Annotated in this window: 21 protein-coding genes and 1 tRNA gene; 7 read left to right on the top strand and 15 right to left on the bottom strand. The window is 63.7% G+C overall.

Annotated features, from left to right (window positions below; translation table 11 throughout):
* The first annotated feature begins 1 nt into the window (after position 1).
* Genes GVL04_RS12480 through GVL04_RS12465 form a run of 4 tightly spaced genes read left to right on the top strand, consistent with a single transcriptional unit; the run spans position 2 to position 4943 of the window.
* The gene (locus GVL04_RS12480; RefSeq protein ID WP_159704750.1) at positions 2 to 1030 is read left to right on the top strand and encodes an ABC transporter permease; all 1029 of its coding nucleotides are present in this window, start codon (positions 2 to 4) and stop codon (positions 1028 to 1030) included.
* Positions 1027 to 1884 carry an ABC transporter permease gene (locus GVL04_RS12475; RefSeq protein WP_159704747.1) on the top strand — a complete coding sequence of 286 codons (858 nt, stop codon included), beginning with the start codon at positions 1027 to 1029 and terminating at the stop codon, positions 1882 to 1884. The genes GVL04_RS12480 and GVL04_RS12475 overlap by 4 nt, the downstream gene beginning before the upstream one ends.
* Complete coding sequence (locus GVL04_RS12470) at positions 1881 to 3485, top strand: ABC transporter ATP-binding protein (RefSeq protein ID WP_159704744.1); 1605 nt, start codon at positions 1881 to 1883, stop codon at positions 3483 to 3485. The genes GVL04_RS12475 and GVL04_RS12470 overlap by 4 nt, the downstream gene beginning before the upstream one ends.
* A gap of 39 nt (positions 3486 to 3524) precedes the next feature.
* Positions 3525 to 4943, top strand: coding sequence for an FAD-binding oxidoreductase (locus tag GVL04_RS12465; RefSeq protein WP_159704741.1), 1419 nt, complete (start codon positions 3525 to 3527; stop codon positions 4941 to 4943).
* Positions 4944 to 5017: 74 nt separating this feature from the next.
* Here the strand turns inward: GVL04_RS12465 and GVL04_RS12460 are convergent, their stop codons facing one another.
* The 5 genes from GVL04_RS12460 to GVL04_RS12440 all read right to left on the bottom strand — a co-directional run bounded on the left by GVL04_RS12460 (position 5018) and on the right by GVL04_RS12440 (position 10777).
* The gene (locus GVL04_RS12460; protein WP_235036265.1) at positions 5018 to 5644 is read right to left on the bottom strand and encodes a hypothetical protein; all 627 of its coding nucleotides are present in this window, start codon (positions 5642 to 5644) and stop codon (positions 5018 to 5020) included.
* 76 nt (positions 5645 to 5720) lie between these two features.
* On the bottom strand, positions 5721 to 6353 hold the full coding sequence (locus GVL04_RS12455) for a TetR/AcrR family transcriptional regulator (protein ID WP_159704735.1): 633 nt from the start codon (positions 6351 to 6353) through the stop codon (positions 5721 to 5723).
* Complete coding sequence (locus GVL04_RS12450; protein ID WP_159704732.1) at positions 6350 to 8386, bottom strand: YhgE/Pip domain-containing protein; 2037 nt, start codon at positions 8384 to 8386, stop codon at positions 6350 to 6352. The genes GVL04_RS12455 and GVL04_RS12450 overlap by 4 nt, the downstream gene beginning before the upstream one ends.
* A complete protein-coding gene (locus GVL04_RS12445; protein ID WP_159704729.1) occupies positions 8383 to 9249 on the bottom strand; it encodes an ABC transporter ATP-binding protein in 867 nt (288 codons plus the stop codon). Before GVL04_RS12445 ends, GVL04_RS12450 begins: the two co-directional genes overlap by 4 nt.
* Positions 9250 to 9319: 70 nt before the next feature.
* Positions 9320 to 10777, bottom strand: coding sequence for an NAD(P)/FAD-dependent oxidoreductase (locus GVL04_RS12440; RefSeq protein ID WP_159704726.1), 1458 nt, complete (start codon positions 10775 to 10777; stop codon positions 9320 to 9322).
* Between the two features lie 130 nt (positions 10778 to 10907).
* Here GVL04_RS12440 and GVL04_RS12435 point away from each other — a divergent pair, with 130 nt between their 5' ends.
* Entirely contained in the window at positions 10908 to 11765 is an 858-nt protein-coding gene (locus GVL04_RS12435; RefSeq protein WP_327785618.1) for a sulfurtransferase, read from the top strand.
* A 64-nt stretch (positions 11766 to 11829) separates the two neighbouring features.
* On the opposite strand, the gene GVL04_RS12430 is transcribed toward GVL04_RS12435, so the two are convergent.
* The 8 genes from GVL04_RS12430 to GVL04_RS12395 all read right to left on the bottom strand — a co-directional run bounded on the left by GVL04_RS12430 (position 11830) and on the right by GVL04_RS12395 (position 20624).
* Entirely contained in the window at positions 11830 to 12288 is a 459-nt protein-coding gene (locus GVL04_RS12430) for a DUF1801 domain-containing protein (protein ID WP_235036264.1), read from the bottom strand.
* Positions 12289 to 12332: 44 nt separating this feature from the next.
* Positions 12333 to 13019 carry an N-acetylmannosamine-6-phosphate 2-epimerase gene (locus GVL04_RS12425; RefSeq protein ID WP_159704723.1) on the bottom strand — a complete coding sequence of 229 codons (687 nt, stop codon included), beginning with the start codon at positions 13017 to 13019 and terminating at the stop codon, positions 12333 to 12335.
* Positions 13020 to 13040: 21 nt separating this feature from the next.
* Positions 13041 to 14027: an ROK family protein gene (locus GVL04_RS12420; RefSeq protein ID WP_159704958.1), complete on the bottom strand. Its 987-nt coding sequence runs from the start codon at positions 14025 to 14027 to the stop codon at positions 13041 to 13043.
* Positions 14028 to 14045: 18 nt separating this feature from the next.
* On the bottom strand, positions 14046 to 14963 hold the full coding sequence (locus GVL04_RS12415; RefSeq protein WP_159704720.1) for a dihydrodipicolinate synthase family protein: 918 nt from the start codon (positions 14961 to 14963) through the stop codon (positions 14046 to 14048).
* Positions 14964 to 15000: 37 nt separating this feature from the next.
* Positions 15001 to 15807 carry an ABC transporter ATP-binding protein gene (locus GVL04_RS12410; protein WP_159704717.1) on the bottom strand — a complete coding sequence of 269 codons (807 nt, stop codon included), beginning with the start codon at positions 15805 to 15807 and terminating at the stop codon, positions 15001 to 15003.
* Positions 15804 to 17924 (bottom strand): dipeptide/oligopeptide/nickel ABC transporter permease/ATP-binding protein, encoded by a 2121-nt coding sequence (locus GVL04_RS12405; protein WP_159704714.1) that lies wholly within the window; start codon positions 17922 to 17924, stop codon positions 15804 to 15806. Before GVL04_RS12405 ends, GVL04_RS12410 begins: the two co-directional genes overlap by 4 nt.
* Positions 17925 to 17927: 3 nt before the next feature.
* Positions 17928 to 18884, bottom strand: a complete 957-nt coding sequence (locus GVL04_RS12400; protein ID WP_268825379.1) for an ABC transporter permease — start codon at positions 18882 to 18884, stop codon at positions 17928 to 17930.
* A gap of 102 nt (positions 18885 to 18986) precedes the next feature.
* Entirely contained in the window at positions 18987 to 20624 is a 1638-nt protein-coding gene (locus tag GVL04_RS12395; RefSeq protein WP_159704711.1) for an ABC transporter substrate-binding protein, read from the bottom strand.
* 323 nt (positions 20625 to 20947) lie between these two features.
* On the opposite strand from GVL04_RS12395, the gene GVL04_RS12390 reads away from it, so the two are divergent.
* Positions 20948 to 21676, top strand: coding sequence for a FadR/GntR family transcriptional regulator (locus GVL04_RS12390; protein WP_159704708.1), 729 nt, complete (start codon positions 20948 to 20950; stop codon positions 21674 to 21676).
* Positions 21677 to 21897: 221 nt separating this feature from the next.
* Here GVL04_RS12390 and GVL04_RS12385 read toward each other — a convergent pair.
* Positions 21898 to 21971, bottom strand: a tRNA-Arg gene (locus GVL04_RS12385).
* A gap of 284 nt (positions 21972 to 22255) precedes the next feature.
* On the opposite strand from GVL04_RS12385, the gene GVL04_RS12380 reads away from it, so the two are divergent.
* Positions 22256 to 24082, top strand: coding sequence for a phosphoenolpyruvate carboxykinase (GTP) (locus GVL04_RS12380; RefSeq protein ID WP_159704705.1), 1827 nt, complete (start codon positions 22256 to 22258; stop codon positions 24080 to 24082).
* A gap of 107 nt (positions 24083 to 24189) precedes the next feature.
* Here GVL04_RS12380 and GVL04_RS12375 read toward each other — a convergent pair whose 3' ends face one another.
* Positions 24190 to 25347, bottom strand: a complete 1158-nt coding sequence (locus tag GVL04_RS12375) for a globin domain-containing protein (protein ID WP_159704702.1) — start codon at positions 25345 to 25347, stop codon at positions 24190 to 24192.
* Positions 25348 to 25415 lie beyond the last annotated feature (68 nt).

The following is a 25415-nucleotide window of genomic DNA, read 5'->3' as shown; positions in this document are numbered from 1 at the left end:
CATGACCGCTACAGAACAAGTCCAAGCCACCGTTATGCCGGGCGGCCCCACCCACAAGCGAGCCAAACGCCCGGCAGTCGGCCCGGCCGTGTACATCGTGAAGAAGCTGCTGGCCTTGGCCCTGACGTTGTTCGTCGCCTCCCTGGCCGTCTTCTTCTCCCGCTTCCTGGTCCCCGGTGATCCGGCCCGCTTCCTGCTCAGGGGCCGCAGCCCCAAACCCGAAGCACTGGAAGAAATCACCCGCCAGTTCGGCTTGGACAAGCCGGCCTGGGAACAGTACCTGAACTGGCTCGGCGGCATCCTGCACGGAGACTGGGGACGCTCGCTGACCTACCGCCAGGACGTCTCGGATGTCTTGCTCGGCAGGCTGCCCACCACCCTGCAACTCGTGGCTTTAGCCGCAGTGTTCATCACTATCCTTGGGTTGTTCGCCGGGATTGTGGCCAGCCTGAACAAGGGCTTCGGCGACCGCTTCATCCTCATTACCCTCACCGCTGCAGGGGCCGTTCCGCCGTTCGTGGCAGCCATCGCCTTGGTGGCGCTCTTCTCCGTAGGCCTCGGGTGGTTCCCCTCCTTTGGAAGCGGCGACGGCGGCCTGGACCGTATCTGGCACCTCACCCTGCCGGCGCTCGCCTTGGGCATCACCTACATTGCGATGGTGGCCAGGGTGACGCGCTCCTCCATGAACGAGCAACTGCTCCGCGAACACGTTGAAGTAGCCACCAGCCGAGGCCTTACCCGCGGATCCGTGGTGGCACGCCACGTGTTGCGCAACGCCCTGGGACCCATCCTGACGGTCAGCGGCGTGTTGGTTGCCGGCCTTTTGGTCTCCAGCGCGATCATCGAGCGGACGTTCGGCCTGTCCGGCATCGGCCAACTCCTGGTGCAGTCCATCGACAGGCTGGACTTCGCCGTCGTCCAAGCGATCGTCATGGTGGTGGTTGCGGCGTTCGTCGTGGTGAACACCGTGGTGGACCTCGTCCAACCCCTCATTGATCCGCGTATCGCGGCCGGAACGGAGTCCCGATGACCTTGGCCATCCAGCTGCCGCAGACAGGCCTTCGCCGTTACGGCAGCCTCCTGTCACCCATGGCGTGGGGCGCGCTGGCCGTTGCCGCCGCCGTCGTACTTCTTTCACTGTTCGCCCCGGTCCTGGCGCCTTACGACCCGGACTATGTGGACCTCAACAACGTCCTTGCAGGTCCCAGCGGGCAGCATCTGCTGGGCACCGACGCGCTGGGCCGGGACCTCCTTAGCCGGCTCATGCACGGTGGGCGGACCTCGCTCCTGGGACCCACCATCGTGGTGATCGGTTCAACGGTGCTGGGACTGCTGCTTGGCTTGGTGGCCGGCTGGTCCGAAGGCTGGCTGGGCAAAGTCCTTGGCCGGGTTTTCGACCTTCTCTTCGCCTTTCCCGCGCTGCTGATGGCCATGCTCGCCATCGCCCTTTTCGGTAAGGGGCTCTTTGCTCCGATCCTGGCCATGACCATCGCCTATGTTCCGTACGTCGCCCGGCTCGCGCAGTCCTTGGTGGTGGCCGAGCGCAGCAGGCCGTACGTCCAGGCGTACCGCGTGCTGGGGTTCCGGACGCCATGGGTGGTACTGGGCAGGGTGCTGCCCAACCTCATTCCCACGGTCGGCGCCCAATCCACGCTGAACTTCGGCTACGTGCTGGCCGACCTCGCAGCTCTCTCCTTCATAGGGCTGGGGGTTCAACCGCCCACCAGCGACTGGGGAGCCATGATCGAGGAATCCCGCGGCGCCCTGCTGGGCGGGTACATCCTGCCCGCGTTCTGGCCCGCCTTGGTAGTGGTCATGGTGGTGGTGGCCGTCAATGTCATCGGCGAGGAACTCTCAGACCGCATCGGAGGAAAACTTTCATGAGCCAGCTGTTGCAGATCGAAAACTTTACGCTCGGGTTTCCGGGCCGGCCGCCGCTGTTGGACAGCGTTTCCCTGCAAGTGGACGACGGCGAAGCGGTCGCCTTGGTGGGGGAGTCCGGATCAGGCAAGTCCCTGACAACCCGTGCCGCACTGGGGTTGTTTCCCGGCGGTTCCGAGTTCTCTGGAACCGTGTCCGTCCAGGGCCTCGATACCCTGACGGCCGGCAAGCAACGGCTGATGGAGTTGCGCCGGGGCCATGCCTCGATGATCTTCCAGGACCCCCGGGCCGGCATCAATCCGGTCCGGACCGTGGGGGACTTCCTCACGGAAACACTGGTGCGGTTTGACGGGCTGACCCGGTCCGAGGCCACCGAACGCGCAGTGAAGCAACTGGAGCAAGTGGGGCTTCGGCGGGCCAAGGAACTCATGGACCAGCACCCGCACCAGCTCTCGGGCGGCATGCTCCAGCGGGTCATGATTGCCGCTGCGCTCCTGAATTCACCGGATCTGCTGCTCTGCGACGAGCCCACTACGGCCCTGGATGTCACCACCCAGGCCGGGATCGTGCGGCTCCTGCGCGAGGAACAACAGTCCCGGGGTATGGGCATGCTGTTTATCACGCACGACCTGAACCTGGCCGCGAGCCTGTGCGAACGCGTCTACGTGCTCCGTCGCGGCGAAGTGGTGGAACACGGACCAACCCGGACAGTGTTCCTGACCCCTCAACAGGACTACACCCGTCAACTGGTGGAGGCGACGCCTGTGATTGAGGTGGGTGGCCTCGGTGCGCCGGTTGCCGCCGGGTCCCCACTGCTGCAGGTTTCCGGGCTCACCAAAACGTACCAACTGCCCCGCGGCGACGTCATCACTGCCCTGGACGATGCCGGCTTCAGCCTCCCGGAGGGCGGTTCACTGGGGGTGGTGGGCGAGTCCGGCTCCGGAAAGTCCACCCTCGCCCGGTTGGTGGTGGCACTTGAAACCGCCACGTCCGGCGAACTCACGCTCCGCGGCGTCCCCCGGCCACACCGGCCTTTGAGGGCATCGGAGCGGAAGGTCCTGGCCAAGGAAGTACAGATTGTGTTCCAGGACCCTTACCTGTCCCTGGACCCGCGCATCCCGGTAGGCAATGCTGTGGCCGATGTCTTCCGCCTGCACCAGAAGCAAGGACGCAAGGAAGCCAAGGACAGTGCGCGCGATCTTCTGGCGCGGGTGGGGATCGGGCCCGAACGGTTCGACGCCCGGCCCCGTGCCCTCTCGGGTGGCCAGAGGCAGCGCGTCGCCTTGGCCAAAGCCCTTGCCGCCCGTCCCAGGCTCTTGGTGTTGGACGAGGCCACCAGCGCCCTGGACGTCTCCGTCCAGGCTCAGGTGCTGGACCTCGTGGAGGAGTTGCGGGACCAGTTCGGGCTCACCATCCTGTTCGTCACCCACGACCTCGCGGTGGTCTCACGCATTTGTTCCGAGCTGATCGTGATGCATCAGGGCCGGATTGTGGAGCAGGGTCCCACGGCGCGAATCCTTGAGGACCCCGGAGACGACTACACACGGAACCTCATCGCCTCCCGTCCCCGGCCCTTGTGGGACGCCGAGCCGGTCACTGCCTGACCGGTTCTTAGATCACCGATTGAAACAGGAGAACCTCCCGTGAAGACCACCGTTTTCGAACGGAATGTCCCGCAGGCCGCCGTCGTATCCCATGCACTGGAAGGCGCCGCCCACCGGCCTTTCTGGATCGACGACCTGAAGGACTCAGCAACGCGCTACCCGCAGCTCGACGGCGATGCTGCCGCCGACCTCGTGATTGTTGGTGGCGGATACACCGGCCTCTGGACAGCGCTGCGTGCCAAGGAACGCGACCCCGGCCGGACAGTGATCCTGGTCGAAGCAGAACACGTTGCCTGGGCCGCTTCCGGCCGCAACGGCGGCTTCTGCGAGGCCAGCCTCACCCATGGCCATGAGAATGGCAGGAACCGTTGGCCGGACGAGTTGGAGACCCTTGACCGGCTGGGCATGGAGAACCTGGATCGCATGCAGGAAACCGTGGAGAAATACGGCATGGACTGCGATTGGGAGCGGACGGGTGAGCTCAACGTTGCTGTCGAACCCCACCAGGTTGCCTGGCTCAAGGAAGACGACAGCCCGGGGAGCGTCTTCCTGGACCGGGAAGCCATCCAGGCCGAGGTCAACTCGCCTACGTACCTCGCCGGCCGCTGGCACAAGGACTCCGTGGCGATGGTCCATCCGTACAAGCTCGGCCTCGAACTGGCACGGGCAGCAACGGACTTGGGTGTGCGGATCTTTGAGGACACGCGCGTGCGTGAACTGAAGGACCATGAAGACGGAGTCACCGTGGTTACCGAACGGGGGAGCGTTGAGGCCGGGCACGTTGTCCTTGGCACCAACGTGTTTCCGTCCCTGCTCAAGCGGAACCAGCTCATGACCGTACCGGTGTACGACTACGCCCTCATGACCGAGCCCCTCACTGCGGAGCAGCTGGAGTCCATCGGCTGGGGTAAACGGCAAGGCATTGGGGACGTGGCCAACCAGTTCCACTACTACCGCATCACCAAGGACCACAGGATCCTGTTTGGTGGCTACGACGCCCTGTACTTCTGGGGCCGGCGGGTGGACCAGCGACACGAGCATCAGCCCGCCACGTGGGAGAAGATCGCCTCCCACTTCTTCACCACATTCCCGCAATTGGAGGGCCTGAAGTTCACGCACAAGTGGGCTGGCCCCATCGATTCCAGCACGCAGTTCTGCGCGTTCTTCGGCACTGCGCGGAAGGGGCGGGTGGCGTACGCGGCTGGGTTCACCGGGCTGGGAGTGGGTGCCACGGCCTTTGCCGCCGATGTGCTCCTGGACCTTTTGGGTGGCTTGGATACCGAGCGCACACGGGTGGAGATGGTCCGTAAACGGCCGCTGCCTTTCCCTCCCGAGCCGCTGGCCTCCCTAGGCATCAACCTGACCCGTTGGTCCATGGACCGGGCCGACCACAACCAGGGGAAACGGAACCTCATCCTCAAAGCGCTCGACGCCGTGGGGCTGGGTTTCGACTCCTGACCCTCCCAACTAAGTAACAGCACATGTCGTAATGAGTGCCCATTGCGACATGTGCTGTTACCTACTTGGGGGCGCTAGCGCTTGGGGGCCGGCTTGCGTGCAGAAGCGCTCGACGCCGGCCGCTTGGCTGGCGTCGTTGGCGTACGGGGTACGGGGCGCTTCACGACGGGGGTCTTCGTTGCGCTGGAAGTACGCGGCGCCGGAGCAGCAGGGCGCTTAGTGCCTGTACTAGGACGTGTGGCAGGTTTGCGTGGCGCGGGGGTGCGCTTGGCCGCCGTCGTGGGCCGCTTAGCGGGAGCCGGCGCCCGCGAACCGAACGACGGCACCACTGCCCCGAGGAACAGCACCGCCAGTGTCCCGACCCCCGCCACCGCGGCCAGGTAGAAGTAGATGTCGGAGTCCTGGGTGCTCACGGCAGAGCCCAAGGCGTTGGCGTCCTGAGTGAACGCGATGCCCCACATCCGCAGGAACGCGATGCTGCACCCGATGAACAGGCTGGTTCCCGCTGCTCCGAGGAGGACTACGAGGTAGCGCCGCCGGTTGAAGACCTGCACCAAGGAGGCCAAATAGCAGACCAGCACAGCGCCAAGGAACAAGTACAACACCAGTTCCTCGAGCACCACGGCGGCCAGCACCAACAGCCCAAGTGACACAAAGGCGGCCACCACCGCAAGCTTTCCGCTGTTCCCCATGTGACGCATGAGGTTAATCATCGCCGACCGAGTGGCCGCGCCACGCCGTCGTACATTGCAGTTGAATACCGTTAGGGACAGTCACTTACTTGATGACGTAGCCGTGCATGATGGTCATCACGGCCGCGACGCTTTGCTCGCGGGTCCGCTCCGGGTTGTACGTCTGACGGTCCAGGCCCACCACGAAGATTGCCCCGAAAATCGCCGCCTCCAAGGAACCGCGGGCAATGGACTCGTTGACCTTGTACCCCGACGCAACGCTTTCCACAGCCGAGCCGATCACGGCCAGTAGCTCAGCACGGAGTTCGGCGAACACAGCGCTCCACTCGCCGGGTGTGCGCCAGTTTTCGCTGACCCACAAACGCGCGAAGGAGGGGTAGTCGTCCATGAATTCCATGGCTTGGCCCACCATGTTGTTCATGGATTCCAGGGGATCGCTGGCCTGTCCACGAACGTCCTGGAGCCGGAGCAGCATGATGTCCACTCCGTGCCGAAGCAACTGGGCGATGAGGTCCGATTTGCTGCCGAAGTTGTAGTAGACGGTGCCCTTTGAGACCCCGGCTGCGGCGGCGATTTCGTCCACTGTGACCCCCGCTGCGCCGCGCTCGCCGATCAGCTCCATGGAGGCTTCGAACAGGCGCTGCTTGGTGGCGTTGGTGCGTTCCGGCCGGAGCTTCTTTTCTGCAGGGCCGGCAGGGACGGGCTCGGTGGTGCTCATACTGCGATCTCCGGCTTCAGCGTCTTGAGGGTCCACACCTTGTGCTTGCGGACGGCGAGCGTGGACAGCGCCATTCCCAGCAAAGTGTATCCAAGCAGGCCCAGGACAGTAGGCCAGATCATGCTGAGTTCGCCTCCGTAGATCAAGTGCCTCATGCCGGTGACCACGTAACCCATGGGCAGGACCTCATGCACCACATGCAGCGGCATGGGGGTGGTCTGCCACGGGAACGTGCCGCCCGAGGACACCAGCTGCAGGACCAGCAGGATGAGCACCACGAACTTGCCGGGTGTCCCCATCAGCGCCACGATGCCCTGGATGATTGCGCTGAACGCCATCACTGCTGCCAGCATGAACAGCCACATCCCGATGGGGTGGGCGGGGTTCAACCCGAGACCCAGGTTCACTACAAGCGTGAGGATGGTGGCCTGCAGGACCGAGACCACGAAGAACGGCAACCAGCCTCCGACGGCGATTTTCCAGGCGGGGGCGTTCGACGCCAGGGCCCGCTGGGTGATGGGCCGCATGGCCTGGACCAGCATGAACACGCCGATCCACAGGGCGAGGGTCAGGAAGAAGGGTGCCAGGCCGGCGCCGTAGGACCCTGCCTTGGCTTGGGAAACGTTGTCCACGGCGACGGGATCAGCGATTACCTTGGACACGCTGCTCTTCTGCTCATCATCCGGGTTGGGGATCTCTCCCGCGCCCTTGGCCAGTTCGGTGGCCAGGGTGTGGGCGCCGTCGGAGGCTGTGACTCCACCGCTGGCAAGCTGTCCCGCGCCGTCGTCCAGTTGGCGGGCGCCGTCGTCGAGCTGTGCAGCGCCGTCCAAAGCGGTCTGCTGGCCGGCGGCCAGTGTTGCTGCGCCGGTGTTCAGTTGTCCGGCACCGGCAGCAGCCTGCGAGATGGCGTCGGTCAACGTTGGTGTCGCGGCGGCGAGCTTGGAAGCTCCCGCGCTCACGGCGGCCGAACCGTCTGAGAGCTGCTGGATCTTGGCAGCATCGCCGGAAATCTTGGCCTTGGCGTCCGTGACGGGGCTCGAAGCAGCAGCGGCGTCGAAGTCCGCCAGGACCTTGTCGGCCTGCTCCTGGGTCAGCACGCCAGCGGTAACCAGCCGGGTGTTGGACTCGACAACGCGGTTCCGGAGGCCCTTGTCTGCCGCTTCAAGCTGCCCGACGACGTCCTGGACTTTCGCGTTCAGCTCGGCGTTTCCGGCGGCTACTTGTGCGGCACCGTCGGCGAGCTTCTTGGAGTCAGCCGGGAGTGTGGAGGTCTTGTTCTTCAGTTCCGTGAGGCCTGAGCTCAGTTGGCTGGCGCCGGTGTTAAGTTGTACCGCACCGTCACGCAGCTTGGTTTGCCCCGCCACGAGTTGATCGGCACCCGTCACCAGTTGGGTGGTGCCCTCGTGCAGGGTTGCGGCGCCGTCGCTTAGCTTCCCCACACCGGTGGCCAGTTCCGAGGCTCCGTCCGCGGCTTTCACGATGGACGCATGGATGGTGCCGAATCCGGTGAGGAGCTGGTTGGCGGTTTCCTCGCCTACTTCCTTGGCCACGGTGGAATGCACGGCCGTGGTGAGCTTGTCCACGATGGTGCTCAGCAGGTAGTTGTTGGCATCGTTGGTGGTGACGTGGAGCATGGCCTGGTTGGCAGCGTCGAAGCTGCCGGGGGAGACCAGATTGGCGGAGAAGTCCTTGGGGATCCGCAGCGCGAAGGCGTACTCGCCCGTACGGACACCGGCGTCTGCATCCTCGGCGCTGGAGACCGGCTTCCAGTTGAAGACGTGGCCCTCAACCAGGCTGTCCGCCACTTTCCTGCCGGCCTGCAGCTCGGTGCCGTCCGAGGATGTGGCACCTGTGTCCTCGACTACCAATGCGGCGTCGATCTGGTTCAGGTTGCCGTACGGATCCCAGTTCGCGTAAAGGTACACGGCACCGTAGAGCAACGGCACCATGGTCAGGGCGAGGATGGTCAGCTTGGGCAGGAGCCCGCCGGTCATGCGCTTGAGTTCGGAGCGGGCGAGCCGCAGAACAGTCACTTTGCAGTCCTTTGGAGGTTTTCGGAGTCAGGTTCGGCAGCGGTTTTTGGTGCTGCTGGAGTTTCGGGCGTTTCCGGTGTTTTCGGGTCTTCCGGGGCAGGCTCGGCCGCGTGCTTGGCTTTGGGCTCAGCGGCTGGAAGGAGCTCAGCGGCCGGCTGGGGCTCGACGGCGGAGGCCGGCTTTGGCTCGGCGGGCTGAGGTTCGGAGGGGGCGTATTCCGCCTCCGGTTCGGGTGGGTGCGCGATCGAATTGCCGATCACCGCAGCGGCTCCGGTCCACGTGTCCGGGAGGGCACCTACGACGGCGACGACGGCGAGCGGCCGCCCGGCGTCGGACGCCAATGCCTGAAGTCGCGGCAACCAAGCCGCGGGATCGGCGCTGTGGCGGTCCGGGGAGTCAATCACGAGGAGGTCGGTGGCTGGATCCGCCAACGCAAGCGCGGTCAGGAGTTCAAGGCGGCGGCCGGCCGGAAGCTGTTCGATCCAGAGTCCCGCGATGTCCTCGAAGCTGTTGACCTTCAGCCACGGCTTGCTCAGCAGTGCACCGCGGTAACGGCGGGGGATGAGGGAGAGGTCCTCGGTGACGAGGTCGCGGACGCTGAGGTGCTGCTCGGGCTCGTTGACGCCAGGGGAGTCCACCAAGGCGCTTGCGAGGCGGATCTTCTTGGTCTTGGTGGTGGTGTCCCAGCTGAGGACGCCGTTGCTTGGCTTCATGCGACCACTCAAGGCCAACGCCAGGGCAGTCCGCTGGTCCTGGCCCTCTCCGGCAACGAGCAGTAGTTCGCCGCGGCGGACTTGAAGGGACGTGGCTGGAAGGAGATCGTCCCGGCGGCCGTTGATCTGGAGTTGCTGTACGGACAGCACAATGAAGCCTTTCGCAGAAATGGTGTCTGCGAAAAGTCTAACTGAACTGACCGGTCAGTTCAAATAGAAATTAGAGTCCGTACTTTTCCAAGAGTCGCAGCCACACTTCGCTGATGGTGGGATACGAGGGAACCGCGTGCCAGAGGCGGTCCAGCTTCACTTCGCCCACTATGGCTATGGTTGCCGAGTGCAGCAATTCGGCTACTCCCGGGCCCACGAATGTGGCACCGAGGACGACCTTGCGATCCTCATCCACCACGATCTGCGCCCACCCCTTGTAATCAGGGGAGTGCAGCTGGGAGCCGGATACGTTGATGGGGAGTTCCACTCCGGTGACGTTTTTGCCCTGCAACAACGCCTGCTCCAGGCTTGGGCCCACGGAGGCAACCTCGGGGTCGGTGAACACCACGCTCGGGACCGCGTGATCGTTGGCGGTGTGGGCCCACGGGCTCCACGGCTGGGGCGTGCCCTTGAGCTTGCCGTTGGCCCGGGCCACGATGGCGTCACCGGTAGCGCGGGCCTCGTACTTGCCCTGGTGGGTCAGGAGTACCTTGCCGGCGGCGTCACCGGCGGCATAAAGCCAGAGCCCGCTCGTGCCATCGCTCGCTGGGCCTTCAACGAGTCCGCTGGATTCGGTGGTAAGCCGGAGTGGTTTGCCGTTCTGAGCCTCGACGCCCACATTCTCCAAGCCCAGGTTGGCCAAGGCGGGGTGCCTTCCCGAGGCCACCAGGAGCTTATCGGCGGTGACTGCCTTGCCGTCGAACGCGACCGTCACCGAGCCGTCGTCGTTCGTCCCGACCTTCTGGACATCAGTGTGAACGTGGACGGACACGCCATCGGCGCGAAGTCCGGCCAGGACCAGGTTCGCGGCTTCCTCCGGGTAGCTGCTGAGCAGCCGTCCCCGGGCAATAAGGGTAACGTCCGAGCCGAGCCGGGCGAACGCCTGCGCCATTTCCACGCCAGCCACGCCACCGCCCAGCACTGTGAAGCGCCTCGGAACTTCCTTGGCTGCCGTTGCCCCGCGGGTTGTCCAGAACGGTACGTCCTTCAAGCCCTCGATATCCGGGACGGTGGGGGTCGAGCCCGTTGCGACCACCACGGCATGGTGTGCCTTCAGTGCGTAACTGTTGCCGTCGAGGCCGTCCACCTGGACTTCGCGGGGGCCGGTGATGCGACCGCGTCCACGGATCAGCTCGATACCGGCGCTGTCCAGCCATTCCACCTGGCCGCCGTCCTGCCAGTTGTTGGTGAACCAATCCCTGTGCGTCAGCGCGGCCTGCGCGTCCACCACTCCGGTGACGGCCTCGGAGGCGCCAGGGATTACTTGTGCGGCGTGGAGGACACTTCCTGGCCGGAGCAATGCCTTGGACGGGATGCAGGCCCAGTAGGAGCACTCGCCGCCCACCAATTCGCTCTCGATAATCACCGCCGTCAGGCCGCCGCGAACCACCCGGTCCGCTACGTTCTCCCCTACGGCGCCAGCGCCGATCACGATTACGTCGAATTCCCGCGAGCTCTCGGCAGTCATGGGGAAAGCCTACGCCGGGTGAGCATGGGTTGTGAGGCCTGCTTTGCGGGCTTGGGGTGGGTTTTCGGGTGCAGAGCGGGCCTCGCAAGGCATCGACGCCGTCCATATGGTGGGATATACATCTCAAATTATGGGACGGCTGACTAATCTGGGGTTCATGGGAGATGAGCTGAAACCTTTTGTCGACTGGAGTTGGTGCACGAACAACCCCGGGAAGTTCGTTCTGGCAGATTCCCGCTGGTATCTCGATGGATCCTCCGGCAGTAAGGCTTTTGAGCGCGGCCATCTTCCCGGGGCCGTTTTCATCGACCTGGACCAGTGGCTGTCCGGGCCGGCATCCCCTGACGCCGGGAGGAACCCGTTGCCCGACCCCGAGGTATTCGCCCAAGGCATGCGGCAAGCAGGTATCAATGACTCGGACACAGTAATCGCCTACGACGACGCAGGTGGAGTCATCGCGGCCAGGCTCGTGTGGATGCTCCGGTCGACGGGACACAACGCAGCGATCCTCAACGGAGGCATGGCCGCCTATCCGGGCGAGCTCGCCACGGAATCCTCGCCACGACCGAGGGGGAGCTTCTTACTCCGCGCGTGGCCAGCGCGCCTGCTGGCGGATATCTCCGAGGCTTCTTCCACCGCGTACCTGAGAGTGGATGCGAGAAACACCGATCGCTTCGAAGGACTCCAGGATCCCGTGGACCCTCGCCCTGGCCACATACCCGGAGCCGTGAACGTCCCTTGCCGCGAGAACCTCGACTCCACGGGACGCCTGCTCCCGGAACTGCAGGTTCGCGCGAACTTCGAACGTGCAGGCGTTCTGTCCGCAGGGAACGCCGTCTCCTACTGCGGTTCCGGAGTGACGGCCTGCCACAACCTGCTGATGATGGAACAACTGGGAATGGGCCAAGGCAAGCTGTTCGTCGGCGGGTGGTCCCAGTACTCCCGCGCGCAGGAGAGGCCAGTGGCGAGGGTGTCACCGGGGTTGTGAGGCCTGCTTTGCGGCCTGGCGCGGATTTTGGGGCACAGAGCGGGCCTCGCAACGCTTCCAAGCATCAGCGTTTCTTGCCCCCAACACCCGGCACGGACGTTACCTGCTTCATCCACGCCGCGATCTGCTGTTCGTCGATGTCAGCCAAGGAGCTGATCTCCACGCCCCGTGTGGCCTTGCCCATTCCCACCGGTGTCACCGGCGGTACCGGCTCGAGTGAGGAGCCGTTGATAAACATGAGCTTGACGTGCCCGGCAAAGCCGCCGCAGCTGAAGCACCACCCGTCGCCGACACCGTAGTACGCCATGCCCCATTTCACGGATCGCTGGAGTTCGGGCAGTGTCCTGGTTGCCAGAGCATCGATTGCTTCGGCGATGCCGCGTTGTGGCTCCGGCAGGCTTGCGATGTAGGCGAAAACGGGCTTGTCGCCTTCCGCGGCCTTCGCGGGGCTCGCCCTGCCGGTCATGGCCTCCGGCAGCATGAAGGAGGGCGTCTCGCTCTTACTGGTTTCCTTGCTGCTCATGGAATGACATATTCCTCCTCGTCATGGCAAAGGACCAGTGCCACTTATGCGTGCATGGCGCCCTTGAACCAGCCAGTTATCGACGCCGGGTGGGTGATCGCAGTCCCCACCACCACGGCGAACGCGCCGGCATCAAGGGCCTGCCGTGCGTGAGCCGGGGTATGGATGCGGCCCTCGGCGATAAGCGGCTTGCCCAGCCCGGCGGAAGCGATCTGTTCCAGCAGCTCCAGGTCTGGGCCGTTCGTCTTAGGACGCTCGCCGGTGTAGCCGGCCAACGTCGTCCCGATCAGGTCCGCCCCGGCTTCAACAGCTGCCACGGCGTCGTCGAGGGACCCACAATCGGCCATGACCAGCGCATGGGACCCAGCGTGGAGACCGGCCACCGTTTCGGCGAGGGAAAGCCCATCCGGGCGGGCCCTGCGCGTTCCATCGATCGCCACCACATGAGCCCCTGCATTCGCCACGGAGAGTGCATGACGGAGCGTGGGGGTAATGAACACGCCGTCGTGGCCGTCTTTCCAGAGACCAATGACGGGAACCTCGACGGCGGCACGCGTGAACTGCACGTCGGCCAACCCTTGGACGCGGACAGCCGCCGCGCCACCGATGACAGCCGATGCGGCCACTTGGCCGGTGGTGCGGGGATCGCGCATGGGCTCGCCGGGGTATGCCTGGCAGGAAACGATCAGTTGGGAGCGGAGGGCTTCAAGGCCTTCGGGTGTGAGGATCATGATGTTCCCTTTACTTACGGACTACTTGAGGACGAGTTTCGCGGCGCCAACAATGGCCGCTGTGTTGCCAAGGGTGGCCCGGACTACCGGCACGGAGATCAACGGGGCAAGCAGTTCCTTGCGCAGGGCAGCTTCCATGGGTTTCCACCAGAGCTCTCCGGCGTCGGCCAGACCACCGGAGACCACTACGGTTTCGGGGTCCAGGATATTGATGAGTCCGCCCACGGCTTGTCCGGCAGCGGCTGCGCCAACACTGATGGCACGCACAGCGGCGGCGCGACTACCAGCGGAGTCAGCGTCAGCACCGCCGTCGTGCGCGTCTGAGACAGAAGCGGCAAGCGTAAACACGCCCCGGGTGTCAGGCGCGTCCACGGAATAGCCGCCAAACCGCAAGAACGCTTCATGGATGGCGGGCCCGGAAGCGATGGCCTCGACGTGCCCGGATCCACCGCAAACGCAAGCCAAAGGAAGTCCGGAAAACACGGCAAAAGGAGAAGCAAAGTGCCCCACATGCCCGCCCACAAATCGGTGCCCCAAAACGGGAGCGCCATCCAGCACAAAGCTGCCGCCCACCCCGGTCCCGAACGCCACCATGAGTGAACTGGAGGAACCTGCGGCGGCGCCGAGCCAAGCTTCGCCGAGGGCGTGCGCATGGACGTCGTTGACTGCCCGCACGGCCGAGGCGGGAAGCGAAAGTCGGGCAGAAAGCCCGGCAACAAGCGCAGTCCCGGCCCAGCCATGTATCGCGTCGGTCGCAGACACCACCGAGCCGGAAACAGCGTCAATAACCCCCGCGGAGCCGATACCGACGCCGGAAACCGAAATTCCGGCGTCGGCAGCGCGCTCCACCAAGCCCGCGATCAGCGCAGCGGTGGCATCGAGGATGGCTTCGCCACCTGCCCGGTTCAACGTCGGAATGGTCTCCGACATCAATACTTCGCCTGAAGGGGCAACAACCCCGGCGGCAGTTTTGGTGCCGCCAAGGTCAACGCCGATCACGTGGGTCATGGAAGCGGTCATCGAAGCTTAGACCAGCCCGTTCCGCTCCAGAATTGAACGAATCAGAGCCGTCTCGGAGTCATTCAAAGACAGCATCGGTGAGCTCATCGTGTTGGACTCGATGACGCCCATCACCTGGAGTGCGGTCTTGAAAGCACCCAGGCCGGCAGCGCCACCGGAAACGCGGCCGTTGGGGGCGTAGACGATCTCGAAGACGTCGGCCAGGCGGTCCTGTTCCCTTGCCGCGAGAGCCCAGTCGCCGGCCTGGGCGGCGTCGAACAGACGGCGGTAGCCGGCCGGATCAACGTTGCCGAGGCCGGGGACAACACCCTGCGCGCCGCCCAGGAGGGCACCGTCCACTACAACTTCGTGACCGGTGAAGATGTCGAAGTTGGGGATGTCCTTGGCTGCGAGGAGCAGCTGGCGGAAGGAGACGTCGTCGCCGGAGGAGTCCTTGACGCCGGCAATGACGCCATCGCGGCCGAGGCGGACCAGGAGGTCGGTGGGCAGCTTGAAGTGCGTGCGGACCGGGACGTCGTAGGCGAAGATCGGCTTCTCGATGGCGGCGTGGATGGCGCGGAAGTGGGTCTCGGTCTCCGCGGCGTTGCCAATGGCGTAGTACATGGAGGTGACCACGATCGCGTCGGCGCCGAGGTCAACCACCTTGCGTGCTTCTTCGATGACTCGGTTGGTTGTCTGCTCGTTGGCGCCCACGATCAGCGGGACGGCTCCAGCGTTGGCGTCGGCGATGGTGGAGACCACCAGCTCACGCTCATCGTTGGTCATGTAGGGGACTTCGCCGGAGGAGCCCAGGACGAAAAGCCCGGACACACCGCCGTCGATCAGGTGCTTGGTGACGTTCTTCAGCGACGCGGTGTCGATGCTGCCGTCGGCGTGGCGGGGGGTGATGACCGGGGGGATGACGCCCTGGAACTGAGTGGACACAGAATTCTCCGTTGTTTGTAGCTTGTGAAGGGAAAAACTAGATGTGGAGCAGGCTCGGCGCGGCGCCCAGCAGCTTCTTGGTGTAGTCGTTGCTGGGGTTGTCGAAGACCTGGGTGGCTGTGCCTTGTTCGACGATCTTGCCGAAGTACATGACGCAGATGCGGTCCGAGACGTACCGGACGGTCTGGATGTCGTGTGAGATGAAAACCATGCCGAGGTTCAGTTGGGTCTTCAGGTCGGACAGCAGGTTCAGGACCTGGGCGCGGACCGAAACGTCCAGGGCCGACGTCGGCTCGTCCGCCACGATGATGTCCGGGTCCAAGGCCAGTGCGCGGGCAATCGCCACACGCTGGCGCTGACCGCCGGAAACCTGCGACGGCGTCACTTCAGCCGCCGATTGCGGCAAGCCAACCAGCGCCAAGAGTTCCTTGACCTTGGCAGCGCGCGTTGACGCATTGCCGATGCCGTGGATCTGCAGCGGATCCGTCAGGATGTCCTGGATGGTCATGCGTGGGTTCAGCGCCGTCGCCGGATCCTGGAAGACCACGGAGACGGAGCGGCCGAACTGCTTGCGCATTGCTGCGTTCCGCTTGATGGCCGGCTTTCCGTGGAACAAAACCTTGCCCGACGTCGGCGGCTGCAGTCCCACGAGCACTGAGGCCAGCGTGGACTTGCCGCAGCCGGACTCACCCACGATGCCCACGGTTTCGCCGCGGCTGATGGTGAAGTCCACGCCGTCCACGGCTTTGACGATGTTCGGGCGGAACAGGCCACCGGTCCGTGCGTGGTGGTAGACCTTGACGTCCTTGAGCTCGATGACCGGCTTCCCGGTTGATTCACTCATTTCGCGTCCTCCTTCAGGTGGCTCGCCCAGTAGTGGTCGGCATCGTCACCGTTCGACGAAGAAACAGTGGTGAGGACCAGTTTCTGGTGGGGATCGGCGTCGGATCGCAGGGAGCGGGCCGCGAAGCGGTCGCCCGTCGCGAAGTCCCGCGGGGACGGGACGGTGCCGGGAATCTGGTGCAGGCGCACAGCGTCAGCCTCGATGGAGAGCACCGCGCCGAGCAAGCCCCGGGTGTACTCGTGCTTGGGGTTCTGCAGCAGTTCGGAGGCCTGGGCGGATTCCACCACCTGGCCGGCGTACATCACGGTGATGCGGTGGGCCAGGGAAGCTACCAGGGCGAGATCGTGGCTGACGAACACCATGGCGAAGCCGAGTTGTTCGCGCAGTTCGTTGAGCAGATCCACAACCTGTTTCTGGACGGTGACATCCAAGGCGGTGGTGGGCTCGTCGGCAACGACGATCTTCGGCGAACGCGACAGGGCCATAGCGATCAGCACGCGTTGGCGCTGGCCACCGGAGAGCTCGTGCGGGTAGCTGGCGAGGGTCCGGATGGGATCCAGTTTCACCATTTCCAGCAGCTCGGCCGGAGTCTTGCGACCCCCACGCTTGGTGAGCTGCTCCATCTGGTCCTTGATCTTCATGGACGGGTTCAGGGAGCTCAACGCGTCCTGGTAGACCATGGCAATCTGCTCACCGCGCAGGCCCTCGTAGGCCTTGGGGTTGCTGTGCTTGGTGGCGGAGTCCAGGAGTTCCTTGCCATCGAACTTGATGGAACCGGTGACTTGGGCGGTCTTGGGCAGCAGGCCCATGACTGCGAGCGAGGTGATGGACTTGCCACAACCGGACTCACCCACCAGGCCCATGGTCTCGCCTTCGCGGACCGTGAAGGACACGTTGTCCACGATTGCGATGTCGCCGAAGCGGCCGGGGAAGCGGATGGACAGGTTCTTGACCTCAAGGACGTTGCGTGCGCCTGCCGATACCTGCGGAAGGCGGTCGGTGCGCTTCGCTTCGATTGCTGCCAGGAGTTCCAATTCGCGGTCCAGGAGGAGGTGCGGGTTGGCGGCGGCCAGCTTCACATCGGTGAGGACGGCTGACATGCCGACCTCGGAAGTGACGGTGTCGCCGGAAGCCGCACGGACGCCGTCGAGCTCGTGTTCCTCAACTACCGAAGGCTGGGCGACGGAGGTTGCGACCTCGGTGTCCACAGCGATACCTGCAACGGCGGCGGAAGCTCCGTCGTCGTCCTTCACCACCGGTGCGCGGCGCAGCTTCGGGTTCACCATGGCGTCGGTGAGGCCCTCGGCCAGGATGTTCAGGGAAAGCACGGTCAGCAAGATGGTGACACCGGCGAAGGTGGTGGCCCACCAGCCGCCGGAGAGGACCAGGTTGCGGCCGTAGGAGATCACGTTGCCCCATGATGGTGCGGGGTCCTGCACACCTGCGCCCAGGAAGGACAGGGAGGCTTCGAGGATGATGGCGTCGGCCACCATGACCGTGGCGAATACCAGCACTGGAGCTGCAGTGTTGCGGACGATGTGCTTGACCAGGATGTAGAAACGGCCTGCACCAATGACGCGCTCGGCACGGACGTAGTCTTCGCCATACTGGGCCAGGACGTTGGCGCGGACCACTCGGGCCAGTTGCGGGGTGTAGATGATGGCGATCGCGATGATGATGGTGGGCACCGAGTTGCCGAAAGCAGCCAGCAGCACGGCCGCCAGCGCGATGCCGGGGAATGCCATGAGGATGTCCATGAGCCGCATGATGATCTCGTTCACGGACTTGCTGGACGTGGCGGCGAAGGAGCCGAGGAGCGCACCGGCAAGGATGGCCAAGGCCACCGCACCGAGGCCGATCATCAGCGACGACTGTGCACCAAAGAGGAGACGCGAGAAGATGTCGCGGCCCAGCCGGTCAGTGCCGAAGAAGTGTTCGGCACCCGGCGGGGTGGCCGGAATGAAGGTCTCCAGCGGATCGTGCGGGGCGATGACCGGTGCGAAAATGGCCGCGAGAACGATCACGATGAGGAAGAGCAGGGCGATACGGGAGCCCCAGGGCAGGGCCTTGAAACGAATGCCCGGGGCACTTAGCCGTTCTGCGAGCTTGCTGCGCATGAGCTATACCGTCCTGATTCGGGGGTTGATAAGCAGGTAGAGAAGGTCCACCACGATGTTCACCAGAACGAAGGTGACCGAGATGGTGAGCACCACGCCCTGGACCAGGTTGACGTCCAGATTGGTGATGCCGTTGAGGATCAACTGGCCCATGCCGGGCAGGGCGAAGATCATTTCAATCACGACGGCGCCGCCCAGCAGGTAGCCGACGCGGAGTCCCAGCACGGTCACCGGGGTGACGAGCGCGTTGCGGAGGACGTTCTTGGAGACGACCTCGCGGTAGGGGACGCCGTTGCCGATGGCGGTGCGGACGTAGTCGCGGTCCAGTTCTTCCACCATCGAGGTGCGGACTACGCGGATCAGCGATGCTGACACGGGGATGCCGAGTGCCAACGCCGGTAGGGCCATTGAGTTGAGCCAACCGCCGAAGCCGGACTCCGGCGTCGCAATTCCACCCGAAGGGAACATCGGATTCTCACCCAGGGCGAACCACTGGATGAGGAGGATACCGAGCCAGAACGACGGCGTGGCGATCGCTGCAATGGAGAAGACGCGGACCAACTGGTCCTGCCACTTGTCGCGGTAAAGGGCGCCGAGGATGCCGAATGCGAGGGAAAGCACGATCGCGATGAGCACGCCCAGGAAGGTGAGCTGGAGCGTCAGGGGGAACGCCGAGCCAATCATGGATGCCACCGACTTTGCCGGTGGGGTGGTGACGCCGAGGTCGAACTGCAGGAGCTTTCCGAGGAAGCGGAAGTACTGCAGGACCAGGGAATCGTTCAGGCCATTGTCCTGGCGGTACTGCTGCTTGGCTTCTTCGCTGGCGCCGTCACCGAGGGCGGAGCTTGCCTGGTCGCCTGGGGCGGCCTGCAGGACGAGGAAGACGAGCAACGTAATGCCCAGGATCATCAATGGCAATGCTGCAAGCCTGCGGCCAAGCAGACGCAATATCGTGACCAATTTGTTCTCCGGTTGGTTGGGTGCTGCTGGTTGCGGGGCCCGCTCTGCGGGCTATTTGGGGGACTGAGGCCGTAGAACGGGCCCCACAACGCGAGGGGGCTTTTAGGCAGTTCGTCCGACGTCGACGAATGACAAGCCGGTGGTGGGAAGGGGCTGGAAGCCGTTGAGCTTCTTCTCGTCCCATGCACTGGGCAGTTGGCGGTGGAAGATCGGGTACAGGGGAACCTCGTCCGAGACCATGTCCACGATTTCGCCCACGATCTTCTTGGCTTCGTCACCGGAGGCCTGCGAGCCCTTGTTCATGAGTTCCTGCAGTTTGGTGCGCTCGGGGGTGGTCCAGAAGGCACGCTTGTCCATCCAGGTTGCGCCCGAGTAGAACCAGCTCAGGAGGAGGTCTGCGTCATTGCCGAAGACTGATGGATCGCCCGGGGCCGCGACCACCGAGAAGTCGCCCTTGCCCACGCGGTCGCTGTACAAAGCACCGGACTGGAGGCTCTTGACGGTGACCTTGACGCCCGGGATCTTGTTCCAGGATTCGAGGATCAGCGGTGCAACATCCTTGACCCAGGCGGTGTCCGTGGTGAGCAGTTCGAACTCAAGGCTGGTGACGCCTGCCTGCTTCAGCAGGTCTTCGGCCTTGGAAGCGTCGTAGCCGTAAACGTTCTTGGCCTTGACGTAATCCGGGTGGCCTTCCTGGAAGTAGGAGCTTGCGGCCTTTGCGTTGCCGAACAGCGCCTTCTTGATGATGGATTCCTTGTCCATGCCGTAATGCAGGGCCTGGCGGACGAGCTTGTTGTCGAACGGCGCCTTGGCGCAGTTGAACATCAGGAACAGCATGCCGAACGACTGGACGGATTCGACCTTGACCTTGGACTTCAGGCCGTCGACGTCCAGGTACGGAACGTCTTCGATTGCCTGGACACGGCCGGACTGGACCGCGGTGACGCGGGCGGCCGCGTCGGAGAGCAACAGCCAGGTCATGCCCTTGGCCAGTGCGGGCTTGGGGCCGTTGTAGTCCGCGAACGCTTCGAAGACGATTTTGTCGTCCTTGACTGCGGAGATGAGCTTGTACGGACCCGATCCCACCGGTGAGGCGTCGAAGGCCTTCAAATCGGTGGCGAGTGCCTTGGGGACAATCTTGACCACCGAGATGCGGGGTCCGAAGCCGGGGAAGGCGTACTTAAGGGTGAACTCCACCGTCTTGGCATCCAGCGGCTTGACGTCCTGGATGAAGGGGATGAACTGGGAGAACAAGGACTTGTTCGCCGGGTCCATCACACGGGTGAAGGAGAAAGCGACGTCTTCGGTGGTGACGGGGGAGCCATCGTGGAACTTGGCGCCGTCGCGGATGGTCACCTGGTAAGTGGTGTCGTTGACCTTCTTGGGGTCCGCCGCCGCCAATGCGTTGTAGGGCTGACGGGTGGCGGGGTGGAGCTCGATGAGGCCTTCAAAGATGTGGAGGTTGGCTGCCATCGGCGTTGCTCCGGAGGAGCTCAGGGGATCAAAGCCAGTAGACAGCGCGTAGGAGATGCCTGCCTCGATGGTGAGGTCCTTGTTAACTGCTGCGGTATTGGTGGCCGTGCCGGTGGTGGTGCTGGCAGCGCCGCCGCACGCGGAGAGGGTTGCCGTGAAGGCGGCTGCTGCACCAACTGCGCCGCTTAGCTTCAGGAAGTTCCGGCGGCTGGCGTCATTGACCAGCGGCAGGCTTTGAATCGTCTTGCTCATAGGGTGCCTCACCATTCGCGTTTCGTGGGTTATCGGATGTAGGACGTCCGATGCTCGTATTGAAACTGTAAGGGCGGTCACAACGGAACGTCAAGTGAGAATTGGCGCTTGGGGCACTGGCGCACGCCTGGCGGATTGCCGGCTGCGGCCGGTCCGGAACGGAAACCTCAAGGATTTCGCGGCACATAGCTATGACGGAGGTGGGACATCCGATATTGTATGTTGCGAGTCACTCATTCTTTGGTGGGCACTAAGCTCGCCTCAATATTAACACCGCACTTGCTTCCAAGGCTGGCCTCCGCCCGCTTCGAGGCAGGTGCATCGGCAAGGAGAAAGCCATGACAACTTCCGGTGTGGTTCCGCAAGCGCGGTTCAGTGCACAGGCCCGGCTGCGGGCTTTGCAGTCGGACATTATGGAATTGATCCTTGAGCGCGAGCTCGAGGCGGGCGATCCATTGCCGACGGAAAGTGAGCTTTCCGGCGCTCTCGGCGTGGGGCGCAATACGCTCCGCGAGTCACTCAAAGTGCTGCAAGCCCTCGGTGTCATCGAAATCCGCCACGGCTTCGGCATGTTCGTCGCACCCAGTAACTTTGATGCCCTGGCCGACGGACTCACCTTCCGGGGCCGCCTCTCGCTGCGTCACCAGGGTCTTGAAGCCTTGCAGTTGGTCGACGTGCGCCAAGCGCTGGAGTCCGGCCTGATCGGTTCGTCCATTGATGTCATGACCAAAGAGCAGCTCGCTTCCATCGAAGAAGCCGTGAAACAGATGGAAGAGCTCGCTGCTGCCGGCGAAAACTTCGTTGCCGCCGACGCCGAATTCCACCGCCGGCTTTTCGAACCCCTGAACAACGAGCTCCTGATAAATCTGATGGGCGTCTTCTGGAAGGTGTACCGGAAGATCCATGTTGAGATAGGTCCGGGCAACGAGGACCTGGTGAAGACCGCCTCGATGCACCGTGGAATCTATGCCGCTGTCGCTGCGGGGGACAAGGTCCTGGCCTCCGAACTGCTCAACCGACACTTCGACGGCATCCGCCGCCGCATCAGCGAGGCCGTTGGGGACTAAGCGTCCGCGCTTAACGCAAGGGGCCGCCGTCGTACTTCTTTGGAAAGTACGACGGCGGCCCTTGCGTTTCTGCGTGCGGGTCACCTGCCGCCGTGGCTGCCCAACTAGGTCGCATTAGTGTGCGTTTTGAGGGCTCACAACGGCATCAACTGCGACCTACTTGGGCCCGCCCGGGCAAAACAAAAGACCCGCACCGGCGAACCGGTGCGGGTCTTCATTTGTGCGCCCAAAGGGATTCGAACCCCTGACCTTCTGTTCCGTAGACAGACGCTCTATCCAGCTGAGCTATGGGCGCATTTCGTGTGATTCTCGGTGGTCTGTTTCTCTGACCCCCTCGAACCTCAATAAACTTTACAGAAGTTCATGAGAAGTTCCAAATCGAAAAGCTGTAATCTGCGCAACTAGACCGGTCTACGTGACCTTAGTCACTTAAATGACGCTTTCCGGAACTCCAACCCTTGATTTCTAGCGGTTTTTGCTTTTCCGCCGTCCGGATGTCCGATGTCTGACAGCGGATTGGTCTGGTCCGCGGCCCCTATCGTTTAGGACACACCACTGAACCCGAGGAAGGGAACCGCAATGGGCGATCTGGCGCGACTGCCGCTGCTTGAGAAGGCACCTACTACGCATGCACGCCTGCTGGCCTGGGTTGAGGAAGTTGCCGAGCTGACTCAGCCGGACCGCATCCACTGGGTCGATGGCAGCGAAGCAGAAAACAAGAAGCTCACCGACGAACTCGTTGAGGCCGGCACACTGAAGCGGCTGAACCCGGAAACGTTCCCGAATTCCTTCGCGGCGTTCTCCGACCCCGCTGACGTTGCCCGTGTTGAAGAGCAGACCTTCATCTGCTCCGAGAACGAGCGCGACGCAGGCTTCACCAACAACTGGATGGCCCCGGCCGAGATGAAGCAGAAGCTGCGCGGACTGTTCGCCGGCTCCATGCGCGGCCGCACCATGTACGTCATTCCGTTCGTCATGGGCCACCTGGATGCTGAGGACCCGAAGTTTGGCGTCGAGATCACCGACTCCGCCTACGTTGTTGCCTCAATGCGCATCATGGCCCGTATCGGCACGGACGTTCTGGACCGCATCACCCAGACCGATGCTTTCTTCGTTCCGGCCCTCCACTCGCTGGGCGCACCGCTGGAAGCCGGCCAGGCCGACGTCGCATGGCCGTGCAACACCGACAAGTGGATTGTGCACTTCCCCGAAGAGCGCTCCATCTGGTCCTTCGGCTCCGGCTACGGCGGCAACGCCCTCTTGGGCAAGAAATGCTACGCGCTGCGCATCGCTTCTGTGATGGCCCGCGATGAAGGCTGGCTGGCCGAGCACATGCTCATCCTCAAGCTGACCTCCCCTGAGCAGAAGACCTACTACGTCTCGGCTGCTTTCCCGTCCGCTTGCGGCAAGACCAACCTCGCGTTGCTCGACCCCACCATCAAGGGCTGGAAGGTTGAGACCCTCGGTGACGACATCACCTGGATGCGCTTCGGCAAGGAAGGCGAGCTCCGTGCCGTCAACCCCGAAGCCGGCCTGTTTGGCGTCGCTCCCGGCACTGGTTGGGGCACCAACCCCAACGCCATGCGTGCCATCGCCAAGGGCAACAGCATCTTTACCAACGTTGCTCTGACCGACGATGGTGGCGTCTGGTGGGAAGGCATGACGGAGGAAACTCCGGCTCACCTGACCGACTGGCGCGGTGAGTCCTGGACTCCGGACTCCGATGCTCCGGCTGCACACCCGAACTCCCGCTTCTGCACGCCGATCGACCAGATCGACATGCTGGCCGAGGAGTACTTCAGCCCGGAGGGCGTGGAACTGTCCGCGATCCTGTTCGGTGGCCGCCGCAAGACCACCATTCCGCTGGTCACCGAGGCCCGCAACTGGTCCAACGGCATCTTCATGGGTTCCACGCTGTCCTCGGAAACCACGGCTGCTGCCGCGGGTGCCGTTGGCGTTGTCCGCCGCGATCCCATGGCCATGCTGCCGTTCATCGGCTACGACGCAGGCGACTACCTGAACCACTGGGTCAACCTCTCTGCCAAGGCCAACCCGGAGCGTCTGCCCAAGATCTTCCTGGTCAACTGGTTCCGTCGCACGGCTGAGGGCGGCTTCGCCTGGCCTGGCTTCGGAGACAACGCGCGTGTGCTCAAGTGGGCCATCGAGCGCCTTGAAGGCAAGGCCGACGCTGTGGAAACCCCGATCGGCTTTGTTCCGACCGGTGAGTCCATCGACCTCGAGGGCCTGGACATGACTCCGGCCGAGGTCGAGTCGGCTGTTCGCGTCGACCCTGCAGAGTGGGCAACCGAGCTGGCGTCCATCGAAGAGTGGTTCGCCAACTTCGGCGAATCGCTCCCGGCGGCACTCCAGTCCGAGCTGGACGGTCTCAAGACCCGTCTGGGCTAGACCTCTTAGGAACAACGGCGTTCTTAAGTGAACGACGACGGCCCGTCACCTCTCGTTTGAAAGGTGACGGGCCGCCGTTGTGCTGTGCCCCGGGGCCTTGCCGGCTGTTAGTTGGCGAGCCAAACGTCCGGGCCGAACACTTCGTAGTGGATCCGGGTGGCGGGAATTCCGGCGTCGATGGCTTCGTCACGGATCTTCTTCATGAAGGGGAGCGGTCCGCACAGGTACAGCGAGGCGTCGGCGGGCAGGTCCACTTCCCGCAAGGACATGAAGCCTTTGCTGGCACCGGCGTGGGGTGTTTCAAGCCAGAGCTGCAGCTCTGCGTCGATCTTCGCGGCGTCTGCCGTCATCTGGCCCCTCAGTGCCCAGTTGTCCATGGTCTTCTCGGCGTGCAGGACCATAACCTGCCGATCCGTACCGGAATCCGCGAGCGAGCGCAGAATGGACGCTGTGGGAGTGCATCCGATTCCCGCGGAAACAAGGATGACCGGACCAGCGCCATCCTTGAGGGTGATTTCGCCGTAGGGGTTCGAGATCTCCAGTGTGTCGCCAGGTTCGACGCCGGCATGCAGGGCGGTGGATACTTCGCCGCCGTCGTTGAGCTTGGTGGTGAAGGTCCGGTTAGTGCCCGTGTCACCGGACAGCGAATACTGGCGCACCTGGCGCAGGCCGTCGCTGAGGCGGACCTTGACGCTGACGTATTGACCTGCCTTTGCCGCTGTGACAGGGGTGTTATCGGCAGGCTCCAAAGTAAAGGTCATGGCGTCCGCGCCTGCCGGTTCCTTGGCGATTACGCGCCAAGGCATCCACATCCTAATGTTCGCCTGTGAAGCGTAGAGGTCCTTTTCGATCTTGATCAGCGCGTCGGCCATGAGCCAGTAGACCTCGGTCCAGGCTTCCGCGATGTCCGGCGTGATGACTTCGGCCAGGTCTGCGGCGATGGCGGCGAACAAGTGCTCATAGACCACGCCGTACTGATCCTCGGTGATCCCGAGTGAGCCGTGCTTGTGGGCTATCCGGGAAAGGACCGTTTCGGGCAGTGTGCCGGGGTTGTTCACCAGATGGGTCGCGAAAGCCGCGATGCTCCCGGCGAGTGCCCGCTGTTGATCACCTGAACGCTGGTTGGAGCGGCTGAACAGGCCGTCGAGCAACTCGGGATGCGCCGCGAAAAGCCTCTGGTAGAAGTCGGCCGTGATTGAGCCGATGCGTGCACCCACCAAGGGGAGGGTTGCTTCGATGATGGGCCGGGACTTTTCCGAGAGCATGGTTCTCCTGGGTGTAGGGGCCATTCTTACCTGGCCGATATATATGCATTTGGAATGCGTATATTTAT

Source organism: Arthrobacter sp. 18067 (genome assembly GCF_902706295.1).
In the GTDB taxonomy this organism is placed as follows: Bacteria; Actinomycetota; Actinomycetes; order Actinomycetales; family Micrococcaceae; genus Arthrobacter.
This window is presented reverse-complemented; position numbering and strand designations above follow the sequence as displayed.